This window comes from Pseudomonas sp. S36 (assembly GCF_016647875.1).
Taxonomy (GTDB): Bacteria; Pseudomonadota; Gammaproteobacteria; order Pseudomonadales; family Pseudomonadaceae; genus Aquipseudomonas; species Aquipseudomonas parafulva.
In genome coordinates this window covers 31921-42911 of record NZ_JACVVG010000040.1, presented here as the reverse complement: position 1 = coordinate 42911, position 10991 = coordinate 31921, and the positions used below count along the sequence as shown (strand labels likewise).

Here is a 10991-nt window from a genome sequence, read left to right as displayed (position 1 = left end):
GCGGCGCTCGATCGCCCAGGCGCTGCACCTGTAACGGCGAGAGCATCTACCTTAGGTCAGGCTGGCGATGATCGAGCGGTAGCTATTCATGCGCTGCGGCTTTATACGCCCGTCATCCAGTGCCTTGAGCAGTGCGCAGCCCGGTTCGCGGTCATGCTTGCAGTCGCGGAAGCGGCAAGTGCCGAACAGGTCGCGGAACTCGATGAAACCCTCTTCCACGTCGGTACGGCTGACGTGACCCAGGCCGAACTCACGGATGCCCGGCGAGTCGATCAGGTCACCGCCATTGGGGAAGTGGTACAGGCGGGCGGTGGTGGTGGTGTGGGTGCCCTGGCCTGACCACTCCGACAGGTCGCCCACGCGCGTGCCGGCATCGGGCAGCAGGCTGTTGACGAGGGAAGACTTGCCCACGCCCGACTGGCCAACGAACACACTGATGTGGCCGTCGAGCGTCTGCTGCAGGCGCTGCATGCCGTCGCCCTGGTGCGCGGATACCTCCAGCAGCGGGTAGCCCAGTTCGCGGTACACCTCAAGCAACTGGTGCAGGCCGGGGCCGTTCTGTTCGTCGATCAGGTCCGCCTTGTTCAGCAGCAACAACGGGCGCAGGCCCGCGTGTTCTGCGGCCACCAGGTAGCGGTCGATAAGGTTTGGGTGTGGCTCGGGGGCGGGTGCGAAGACAATGACGATAAGGTCGACGTTGGCCGCCACCGGCTTCAGCTGGCCGTGGTTGTTGGGCCGGCACAGCTCGGTGCTGCGAGGCATCTGCGCCACGATCACGCCGATACCCTGGTTGCCCGCCCGCCAGACTACCCGGTCGCCGGTCACCAGTGCTGGCAGGTTGGCCCGCAGGTGGCAGCGGAACACCTGGCCGGCGGTGTCGCCGTCCTGGGCTTCCACTTCGACCTGGACGCCAAAGTGCGCAATTACCAGGCCCAGTTGTTCCGGCCCCAGGTCACCACCTTCCAGTTCGTGCAGCACGTGCTGCTCACGCTTGGCTGCACGGGCAGCGCGTTCGTTCTGGATTTTTTCGATACGCCAGTTCTGACGGCGGTTGAGCTGGCGTTTGGCCATGAACGCTCCGTAGGAGAGCCCCACGCGGGGCGTTGAAATCGGCAGGCAGTCTAGCACGTCGGCCCCACGGCCTGTGCGCTTGGCTTTTTGACCGGTACCGGGGCGTCTGGGCTAAAATGAGCGCCTATTCGAGGAGCGCCCCATGCAAAACCCACAGAACCTGATCTGGATCGACCTGGAAATGACCGGCCTGGATCCGGACAGCGATGTCATCATCGAGATGGCCACCATCGTCACCGACAGCGACCTGAATACCCTGGCCGAAGGCCCGGTGATCGCCATCCACCACAGCGATGAGGTGCTGGCGCGCATGGACGACTGGAACACCCGTACCCATGGCGCTTCGGGCCTGACCCAGCGGGTGCGCGAAAGCACGATCAGTATGGCCGAGGCCGAGGCGCAGACCATCGCCTTCCTCGAACAGTGGGTGCCCAAGGGCAAGTCGCCGATCTGCGGCAACAGCATCTGCCAGGACCGCCGCTTCCTCTACCGTCACATGCGCAACCTGGAAAACTACTTCCACTACCGCAACCTGGACGTGTCCACGCTGAAGGAGCTCGCCGCACGCTGGGCACCAGAGGTGCGCGACAGCTTCGTCAAGGGCGGCACCCACCTGGCACTGGACGACATTCGCGAGTCCATCGCCGAGCTGCGCCACTATCGCGAGCACTTCATCAAGTTCTGAGCATCAGCCAGCAGACCGAAGGCGGCGTTTGCCGCCTAACGCTTGCCATTTGCACTTGCCACTTGCCGCTTGTCGCTTCAAGGAATGTGCTTCATGTTGTTGATGCTTTACCTGATCGCCATCACCGCTGAAGCGATGACGGGCGCGCTGTCTGCCGGGCGTCGTGGCATGGACTGGTTCGGTGTGGTGCTGATTGCCTGCGTGACGGCACTGGGCGGCGGCTCGGTACGGGATGTGCTGCTTGGCCATTACCCGCTGACCTGGGTCAAGCACCCTGAATACCTGGTGCTTACCAGTTGCGCGGCACTGTTCACCATCTTCATCGCACCGATGATGCGCCGCCTGCGCTCGTTGTTTCTGGTGCTCGATGCCCTGGGGTTGGTGGCGTTCACGCTGATCGGCTGCATGACTGCCCTGGAAATGGGGCAGGGCATGTTGGTGGCGTCGATCAGCGGGGTCATCACCGGGGTGTTCGGCGGGATTTTGCGGGATATCTTCTGCAACGATATCCCTCTGGTCTTCCGCCGCGAGCTGTATGCCAGTGTGTCGTTCGCAGCCGCGTGGTTCTACCTGGGGTGCGTGTATTTCAACGTGCCTGCCGAGCAGGCCATGCTGCTGACATTGTTCGGCGGGTTCCTGGTGCGGTTGCTGGCCATCCGTTTTCACTGGGAAATGCCCAAGTTCCACTACAACGACCAGCAATAGGCCATTTTCAGGCCTGATGCCGCAGGCTTGGGCACGGGGCTAATGAATGTGGTGCTGGGCCAATGCCCACGCCACATGCTCACGCACCAGCTCCGAGCCATCGTCACGGCGTGCCTTCAGCGCCTCGATCACCGGGATCGTCGACGGCGCATTGCCCAGCCCCACTGCCAGGTTGCGCAGCCAGCGCTCGTACCCCGCCCTGCGCAAGGGGCCGCCCTCGGTCTTGCGCAGGAAGGTTTTCTCGTCCCACAGAAACATCTCGGCCAGTTCGGCATTCTCCAGCCCATGGCGTGGCTGGAAGTCCTGCTCGCGGGTGGCTTTGGCAAAGCGGTTCCAGGGGCACACGATCTGGCAGTCGTCGCAGCCGAATACCCGGTTGCCCATCATGGGGCGCAGCTCCACCGGTATCGGGCCCTTCAGCTCGATGGTGAGGTAGGAAATGCAGCGGCGCGCGTCCAGCACGTACGGCCCGACGAAAGCCTGGGTCGGGCAGATGTCCAGGCAGGCCTGGCAGCGCCCGCAGTGCTCGCTGGTGGTGGCCGGGTCCACCGGCAGCGGCAGGTCGACGAACAGCTCGGCAAGAAAAAAGTAACTGCCGGCCTTGCGGTTGAGCAGCAGGGTGTTCTTGCCAATCCAGCCCAGCCCGGCCTGTTCGGCCAGGGCTTTTTCCAGCACCGGGGCGCTGTCGACAAAGGCCCGGTAACCGAACGGGCCGATGGCTTCCTGGATGCGGTCGGCCAGAAACTGCACGCGCTTGCGCACCAGCTTGTGGTAATCGCGGCCCAGGGCATAGCGGGACACGTAGGCTTTTTCGGGTTGGGCCAGGCGCTGCGCCATCTGCGTGTCGCCGGGCAGGTAATCCATGCGCAGCGACACCACCCGTACCGTGCCGGGGATCAACTGCTCGGGGTGGGCGCGCTTGCTGCCATGGGCGCCCAGGTATTCCATCTCGCCCTGGTAGCCAGCATCAAGCCAGCGCTGCAGGTGGTGTTCGTGTTCACCAAGGTCGACCCCGGCGATGCCTACGTGGGCAAAGCCGAGTTCCTGGCCCCACATCTTGATCGATTGGGCCAACTGTTCGAGGTCGGGTGTGGAGGCGGGCATGGATGGGCAAGCAATACGGGCTCAGGTGCGTATAATTCTGCCAGACATTGGAGCTTTTGACCCCATGCCACAGACCAAACACCCAAACCCTGCCCCGCAGCTGCTCAGCAGCCTCACCGTCGCGCACCTGCCGCCGCGGCCTGCGCAGGCCCATAAAGGCGACTTCGGCCATGTGCTGGTGGTAGGCGGCGACCTGGGCACCGGGGGCGCTGTGCTGCTTGCCGGCGAGGCGGCGCTGCGCTGCGGGGCAGGGCTGGTCAGCCTTGCAACGCGCCCGGAGCACGTTGCCGCAGGCCTCGCCCGCCTGCCTGAAACCATGTGCCTGGGGGTGCAGTCGGCCAACCAGCTGATGGGCGTGCTGGAGCGCGCCTCGGTGCTGGTGGTGGGCCCTGGCCTGGGGCAGGCGGGGTGGGGGCGCAGCCTGCTGTCGGCGGTGGCCAATGCCGACCGCCCGCAGGTATGGGATGCCGACGCCCTGAACCTGCTGGCCAGTGCGCCCCTGGCGCTGCCCAGCGGCAGCGTGCTCACGCCGCACCCGGGGGAGGCTGCGCGGCTGCTGGGCATTTCTACCGAAGCGGTGCAGGCCGACCGGCCGGGGGCTGCGCGCAAGCTGGCGCGGCGCTACAACAGCGTGTGCGTGCTGAAGGGCGCCGGTACCTTGGTGGCCGACCCGGATGGGCAACTGATGCTTTGCGACCGTGGCCACCCGGCCATGGCCGGCGCTGGCCTGGGCGATGTACTCAGTGGCGTGCTGGCCGCGCTGCTGGCGCAGGGCCTGAGCGCCTGGGAAACCGCAGGGCTGGGGGTGTGGCTGCACGCCCGTGCCGGTGAACGCCTGGGCAGTGAAGGCCGGGGGCTGGCAGCCAGTGACCTGATACCTGTCATTCGTTATTTGTTGGAGGAGCACAGCGCGTGCCTGGCTTAAACCTGTTTCTGGCCGACGAAGCGGCCACTGTCGCCTTCGGCGCACACCTGGCCACTGTCACCGATGGTCGCGGTGTGATTTTTCTTGAAGGGGACCTGGGCGCGGGCAAGACCACGTTGTCACGTGGCCTGATCCGTGGCCTGGGCCATACTGGTGCAGTGAAAAGCCCGACGTTCACCGTTGTCGAACCCTACGAGATCGGTGATGTCCGAGCTTTTCACTTCGACCTTTATCGGCTGGTCGATCCAGAGGAGCTTGAGTTCATGGGTATTCGTGACTATTTCGAGGGGGACCCACTGTGCCTGTTCGAGTGGCCACAAAAGGGTGCGGGCGTTTTGCCAAAGCCCGACCTGACCATTACCATAAGCCCCCAAGCTGGCGGACGCTCGCTTGACCTGTCGCCGCAGGGGGCTCGTGGCGAGGCCTGGTGCGTGGCACTGGCCGAACACTATAAACAGTAAGTGGGGTAGGTATGCGCATACGCGCACTGGTCGCCATCGTTGGGCTGCTGCTGACAACGGTGACCGTTGACGCTCTGGCCGTCACTCAAGTCAAGAGCGTGCGCCTGTGGCGCGCGCCGGACAACACACGGCTGGTTTTCGACCTGTCTGGCCCCGTGCAGCACAGCGTCTTTACCCTGAGCGCACCGGACCGGCTGGTTATCGACATCAATGGTGCGACACTGGCCGCCCCGTTGAAGGTTGCCACCTCGAACACGCCAATCAGCAGCGTGCGCTCTGCCCAGCGTACCCCTACCGATTTGCGGGTGGTGGTCGACCTGAAAAAGTCGGTGACCCCCAAGAGCTTCACCTTGGCGCCCAACGCACAATATGGCAACCGCCTGGTGGTCGACCTGTATGACCAGGAAGCCGACGCCATCGCCGCCACTGCGCCGCCGCCGGCTCCACCACCGGTGCAGGCGCCGGCAACCACCCCGGCTGTGCCGGTGACGCCCACGCAGCCTGCCATCAAGTTACCGCCGGTACCCAGTGGCAAGCGCGATATCGTGGTCGCCATTGACGCCGGTCACGGCGGCGAAGACCCTGGCGCGTCCGGGTCCAGTGGTCAGCATGAAAAAGATATCGTGCTGCAGATCGCCCGCGAGCTGCAACGCCAGATCAGTGCCGAAAAGGGCTTCCGGGCCGAGCTGACGCGTACGGGCGATTATTTCATCCCGTTGCGCAAACGCACCGAAATCGCGCGCAAGAAAGGCGCCGACCTGTTCATTTCGATCCATGCCGATGCCGCGCCGTCCCGTGCTGCCTTCGGCGCATCGGTGTTCGCCTTGTCTGACCGTGGCGCCACGTCCGAAACCGCACGTTGGCTGGCCGACACGGAAAACCGCTCCGACCTGATCGGGGGGGCAGGCAACGTCAGCCTGGATGACAAGGACCGCATGCTGGCAGGTGTACTGCTGGACCTGTCGATGACCGCCACGCTCAGCTCCAGCCTCAACGTGGGGCAGAAGGTGCTGGGCAACATGGGGCGCATCACATCGCTGCACAAGCAGCGGGTCGAGCAAGCGGGCTTCATGGTATTGAAGTCGCCCGATATCCCTTCGATTCTGGTGGAAACCGGGTTCATCTCCAACAATGCCGAGGCCGCCAAGCTGTCGACCCGCAGCCATCAGCAGGCGCTTGCCCGTTCGATCCATACCGGCGTGCGCCAGTACTTCCAGCAAAACCCGCCGCCAGGCACCTATATCGCCTGGCTGCGTGACAGCGGCAAGATCGCCCAGGGCCCACGTGAGCACACGGTCCGCCCCGGCGAGACCCTGGCCATGCTGGCTGTGCGCTACCAGGTCAGTGTGAGCAGCCTGCGCAACACCAACAGCCTGAAGACCGATGAACTGAAGGTGGGCCAGCGCCTGGATATCCCTGCTACCACGTTGGCCTCGCAATGAGCGGCGGTTCCCGCATCCAGCTGCTCAGCCCGCGGCTGGCCAACCAGATTGCGGCGGGTGAGGTGGTCGAGCGGCCTGCCTCGGTCGCCAAGGAACTGCTGGAAAACAGCCTGGACTCCGGGGCCCGTCGTATCGACGTGGAGGTGGAGCAGGGCGGAGTGAAGTTGTTGAAGGTGCGCGATGACGGCGGCGGGATTTCTGCCGACGACCTGCCGCTGGCGCTGGCGCGGCACGCCACCAGCAAGATCCGCGAGCTGGAAGACCTCGAAGGGGTACTGAGCCTGGGCTTTCGGGGCGAGGCGCTGGCCTCGATCAGCTCCGTTGCCCGCCTGACCCTCACCTCGCGTACCGCCAGTGCCAGCGAAGCCTGGCAGGTGGAAACCGAAGGCCGTGAGATGACCCCGCGGGTGCAGCCGGCGGCTCACCCGGTGGGCACGTCGGTGGAAGTGCGCGACCTGTTTTTCAATACCCCGGCCCGGCGCAAGTTTCTCAAGGCCGAAAAAACCGAGTTCGATCACCTGCAGGAAGTGGTGCGCCGCCTGGCGCTGGCGCGTTTTGATGTTGCCTTCCACCTGCGCCACAACGGCAAGAGCATTCTCAGCCTGCACGAGGCTCATGACGAAACGGCCCGTGCGCGGCGGGTAGGCGCCATCTGCGGCCCGGGCTTCATGGAGCAGGCGCTGCCCATCGAGGTAGAGCGCAACGGCCTGCGCTTGTGGGGCTGGGTTGGGCTGCCGACGTTCTCGCGCAGCCAGGCCGACCTGCAGTATTTCTTCGTCAATGGCCGTGCGGTGCGTGACAAGCTGGTGGCCCATGCCGTGCGGCAGGCTTACCGTGATGTGCTGTTCAATGGCCGGCACCCCACGTTCGTACTGTTCCTTGAGCTTGAGCCCAACGGCGTCGACGTCAACGTGCACCCCACCAAGCACGAAGTGCGCTTCCGTGAAGGGCGTTCGGTGCACGACTTCCTCTACGGCACCTTGCACCGCGCCCTGGCCGATGTGCGGCCAGAGGACCAGTTGGCTGCCCCGGCTGCCGTGCCCGAGGCTGTGCGCCCCACCGGCCAGCAGGCTGGCGAATTCGGCCCGCAAGGCGAAATGCGCCTGGCGGCTGCGGTGCTGGAACCACCCCGTGCCCAGCCGTCGTTCAGCAATGGGGGCAGCGGCGCCGGCTACCAGTACCAGTACACGCCGCGCCCGTCGCAGCCGTTGCCCGCCGCTGAGGCACAGGCGGTGTACCGCGAGTTCTACAAGCCGCTGGCCGAAGGCGCCACCGCGCCTGCCGCGCTGCCGGAGAGCCAGGGCGATATTCCGCCGCTGGGCTATGCCCTGGCGCAACTCAAGGGTATCTACATCCTGGCCGAAAACGCGGTCGGCCTGGTGTTGGTGGACATGCATGCGGCCCATGAACGCATCATGTACGAACGGCTGAAGGTGGCCATGGCCAGCGAAGGCCTCAGTGGCCAGCCGTTGCTGGTGCCCGAAACCCTGGCCTTGAGCCAGCGCGAAGCCGACTGCGCCGAGGAACATGGCCAATGGTTCCAGCGGTTGGGCTTCGAGTTGCAGCGCCTTGGCCCGGAAACCCTGGCGATTCGCCAGATCCCGGCACTGCTCAAGCAGGCCGAGGCCAACCGCCTGGTGCAAGACGTACTGGCCGACCTGATGGAATACGGCACCAGCGATCGCATTCAGGCGCACCTCAACGAACTGCTCGGCACCATGGCTTGCCACGGTGCAGTGCGTGCCAACCGGCGCCTGGCGATCCCAGAGATGAACGCTCTGCTGCGTGACATGGAAAACACCGAGCGCAGCGGCCAGTGCAACCATGGGCGCCCTACCTGGACGCAGATGGGCCTGGATGACCTGGACAAACTCTTTTTGCGCGGCCGATGACATGAGTGGCAAGCCCCCTGCAATCTTCCTGATGGGCCCGACGGCGTCCGGCAAGACCGACCTGGCCATCGAGCTGAGCAAGGTCATGCCCTGTGAACTGGTGAGCGTTGATTCGGCGTTGGTGTACCGGGGCATGGACATCGGCTCGGCCAAGCCGTCCAAGGCCGTGCTGGCGGCTCACCCGCACCACCTGATCGATATTCGCGACCCTGCCGAAAGCTACTCGGCGGCGCAGTTTCGCGCCGACGCCCTCCAGGTCATGGGCGAGATCACCGCGCGGGGCAACATCCCGCTGCTGGTGGGCGGCACCATGCTCTACTACAAGGCCTTGATCGACGGCCTGGCGGACATGCCGGCAGCGGACGCCGAGGTGCGCGCTGAGCTGGAAGCCCTGGCGCAGGCGCAGGGCCTGGCGGCGCTGCACCGGCAACTGGCCGAGGTCGACCCGGAATCAGCTGCCCGCATTCACCCCAACGACCCTCAGCGGTTGATCAGGGCGCTTGAGGTGTACCGGGTCAGCGGCCAGAGCATGACGGCCCATCGCCAGCGTCAATTGGCTGAAAGTAGCGGCGCAGACGCAGGCGCGGGCAGCCATTTGCCCTATACTGTCGCGAGTTTGGCGATAGCGCCTACAGATCGTCACATTCTGCATCACCGAATTGCGTTACGATTTTCACAGATGTTGGAACAGGGCTTTGTCGACGAGGTCCGAATGCTGCGAGCCAGAAGTGACTTGCACGCCGGGTTGCCGTCTATACGGGCTGTGGGGTATCGGCAAGTCTGGGACTACCTGGACGGCACACTGGATGAGAATGAGATGCGCGAGCGCGGTATCATTGCCACCCGGCAGCTGGCCAAGCGGCAGTTCACCTGGTTGCGTGGCTGGCCGGGCGTGCAGTGGCTCGACAGCCTTGCCTGCGACAATCTGTCCCGCACCTTGAAATACCTCGGGGCCATCTCCATATTGAGCTGAGTCCCTGCTGATTGCCGTCTATCCTTGCGATGGGCGGCCCAATTTATCGTTTTTCCAGATTTTCCAATTATTTATCCTTACAGGAGTGCGGCATATGTCAAAAGGGCATTCGCTACAAGACCCTTACTTGAACACCTTGAGAAAAGAAAAGGTTCCGGTTTCGATCTACCTGGTCAACGGTATCAAGCTGCAGGGCTCGATCGAATCCTTCGACCAGTTCGTGGTACTGCTGAAAAACACCGTCAGCCAGATGGTCTACAAGCACGCCATTTCCACTGTCGTACCTGCCCGTCCGGTTCGTCTGCCAAGCCCGTCCGATTCCGAGAACGGCGACAGCGAGCCAGGCAACGCCTGATAGGAGCCTGCATTGTTCTTTGAGCGCCACGGTGGTGGTGAACGGGCCCTGCTCGTTCACTTGGAAGGTCAGAACCCTGAGGCGCGTGAAGACCCGCAGGAGTTTCAGGAGCTGGCGCTGTCGGCAGGTGCCGACATCGTCTCGCTGGTCACGGTGACAAGGCATCAGCCTTCCGCCAAATACCTGATTGGCAGTGGCAAGGTCGAGGAATTGCACGACCTGGTCCATGCCGAACAGGTAGACCTGGTGATTTTCAATCACACCCTCACGCCCAGCCAGGAGCGCAACCTCGAGCGCGTGTTCGAGTGCCGTGTGCTCGACCGCACCGGGCTGATCCTCGATATTTTCGCCCAGCGGGCGCGTACCCATGAAGGCAAGCTGCAGGTCGAACTGGCCCAGCTGGAGCACATGAGTACCCGTCTGGTACGCGGCTGGACGCACCTTGAGCGGCAAAAAGGCGGTATCGGCCTGCGCGGGCCGGGTGAAACCCAGCTGGAAACAGACCGCCGCCTGCTTCGGGTGCGCATACGCCAGATCAAGTCACGCCTGGAAAAGGTGCGCAGCCAGCGTGAGCAGGCGCGTCGCGGCCGCAAGCGGGCAGATATCCCTTCGGTTTCGCTGGTGGGCTATACCAACGCCGGCAAGTCCACGCTGTTCAACGCCTTGACTCAGTCCGAGGTGTACGCCGCCGACCAACTGTTCGCCACGCTCGACCCAACCCTGCGCCGCCTGCAACTGGACGACCTGGGGCCAATCGTATTGGCCGACACGGTGGGCTTTATCCGCCACTTGCCGCACAAGCTGGTCGAGGCTTTTAGGGCTACGCTCGAAGAGTCGAGCAACTCCGACCTGCTGCTGCACGTCATCGATGCCCATGAGCCCGAGCGCATGGAGCAGATCGAGCAGGTGCTGGCGGTGTTGGGAGAGATTGGCGCCGAAGGCTTGCCGATCCTCGAGGTGTATAACAAACTCGACCTGCTTGAAGATGTCGAGCCGCAGATCCAGCGCAATGCCGACGGCAAACCCGAGCGGGTCTGGGTGTCGGCGCGCGATGGGCGTGGCCTGGAGCTGGTTGGCCAGGCGGTTGCCGAGCTGCTCGGCGATGATCTGTTTGTTGGCACCCTGTGCCTGGAGCAGCGTTTTGCCCGCTTGCGCGCGCAATTCTTTGACCTGGGCGCGGTGCAGAGTGAAGCGCATGATGAAGAAGGGCGCAGCCTGCTGAGTGTGCGGCTGCCCTGGGTCGAGCTCAACCGCCTGGTCAGCCGGGAAGGCATGGAGCCGCAAGTGTTTGTCGAGCAACACACTTTGCAATAAATGCTCGTCGACGTCGCCGGGCAGCAATGACAGGCATTCTGTAGCATTGGACGGCGCGCCGTGG

At 64.1% G+C, this 10991-nt stretch carries 11 protein-coding genes; 9 read left to right on the top strand and 2 right to left on the bottom strand.

The features are described from left to right. Window positions 1-51: 51 nt before the first annotated feature. Window positions 52-1071, bottom strand: a complete 1020-nt coding sequence (rsgA, locus tag IAE36_RS19070; protein WP_028631844.1) for a small ribosomal subunit biogenesis GTPase RsgA — start codon at window positions 1069-1071, stop codon at window positions 52-54. 142 nt (window positions 1072-1213) lie between these two features. Here rsgA and orn point away from each other — a divergent pair, with 142 nt between their 5' ends. Together orn and IAE36_RS19060 are read left to right on the top strand one after the other, a co-directional pair. Next, a complete protein-coding gene (orn, locus tag IAE36_RS19065) occupies window positions 1214-1756 on the top strand; it encodes an oligoribonuclease (protein WP_201214014.1) in 543 nt (180 codons plus the stop codon). A gap of 93 nt (window positions 1757-1849) precedes the next feature. Further along, complete coding sequence (locus tag IAE36_RS19060) at window positions 1850-2461, top strand: trimeric intracellular cation channel family protein (RefSeq protein WP_028631842.1); 612 nt, start codon at window positions 1850-1852, stop codon at window positions 2459-2461. A 39-nt stretch (window positions 2462-2500) separates the two neighbouring features. On the opposite strand, the gene queG is transcribed toward IAE36_RS19060, so the two are convergent. After that, window positions 2501-3565 carry a tRNA epoxyqueuosine(34) reductase QueG gene (gene queG, locus IAE36_RS19055; protein WP_201214013.1) on the bottom strand — a complete coding sequence of 355 codons (1065 nt, stop codon included), beginning with the start codon at window positions 3563-3565 and terminating at the stop codon, window positions 2501-2503. 64 nt (window positions 3566-3629) lie between these two features. Between queG and IAE36_RS19050 the strand changes: the two genes are divergently transcribed. The 7 genes from IAE36_RS19050 (at window position 3630) to hflX (ending at window position 10927) form a co-directional block, all read left to right on the top strand. After that, on the top strand, window positions 3630-4490 hold the full coding sequence (locus IAE36_RS19050) for an NAD(P)H-hydrate dehydratase (RefSeq protein WP_201214012.1): 861 nt from the start codon (window positions 3630-3632) through the stop codon (window positions 4488-4490). A gap of 8 nt (window positions 4491-4498) precedes the next feature. Beyond that, entirely contained in the window at window positions 4499-4951 is a 453-nt protein-coding gene (gene tsaE / locus IAE36_RS19045; RefSeq protein WP_371262487.1) for a tRNA (adenosine(37)-N6)-threonylcarbamoyltransferase complex ATPase subunit type 1 TsaE, read from the top strand. Between the two features lie 11 nt (window positions 4952-4962). Then, window positions 4963-6393 (top strand): N-acetylmuramoyl-L-alanine amidase, encoded by a 1431-nt coding sequence (locus IAE36_RS19040; protein ID WP_028631838.1) that lies wholly within the window; start codon window positions 4963-4965, stop codon window positions 6391-6393. Continuing rightward, window positions 6390-8285 (top strand): DNA mismatch repair endonuclease MutL, encoded by a 1896-nt coding sequence (gene mutL, locus IAE36_RS19035; protein ID WP_060480689.1) that lies wholly within the window; start codon window positions 6390-6392, stop codon window positions 8283-8285. Before IAE36_RS19040 ends, mutL begins: the two co-directional genes overlap by 4 nt. Window position 8286: 1 nt before the next feature. Continuing rightward, window positions 8287-9258: a tRNA (adenosine(37)-N6)-dimethylallyltransferase MiaA gene (gene miaA, locus IAE36_RS19030; protein ID WP_201214011.1), complete on the top strand. Its 972-nt coding sequence runs from the start codon at window positions 8287-8289 to the stop codon at window positions 9256-9258. Between the two features lie 94 nt (window positions 9259-9352). Further along, a complete protein-coding gene (gene hfq / locus IAE36_RS19025) occupies window positions 9353-9613 on the top strand; it encodes an RNA chaperone Hfq (RefSeq protein WP_060480687.1) in 261 nt (86 codons plus the stop codon). A 12-nt stretch (window positions 9614-9625) separates the two neighbouring features. After that, on the top strand, window positions 9626-10927 hold the full coding sequence (gene hflX, locus IAE36_RS19020) for a ribosome rescue GTPase HflX (RefSeq protein ID WP_028631834.1): 1302 nt from the start codon (window positions 9626-9628) through the stop codon (window positions 10925-10927). Window positions 10928-10991 lie beyond the last annotated feature (64 nt).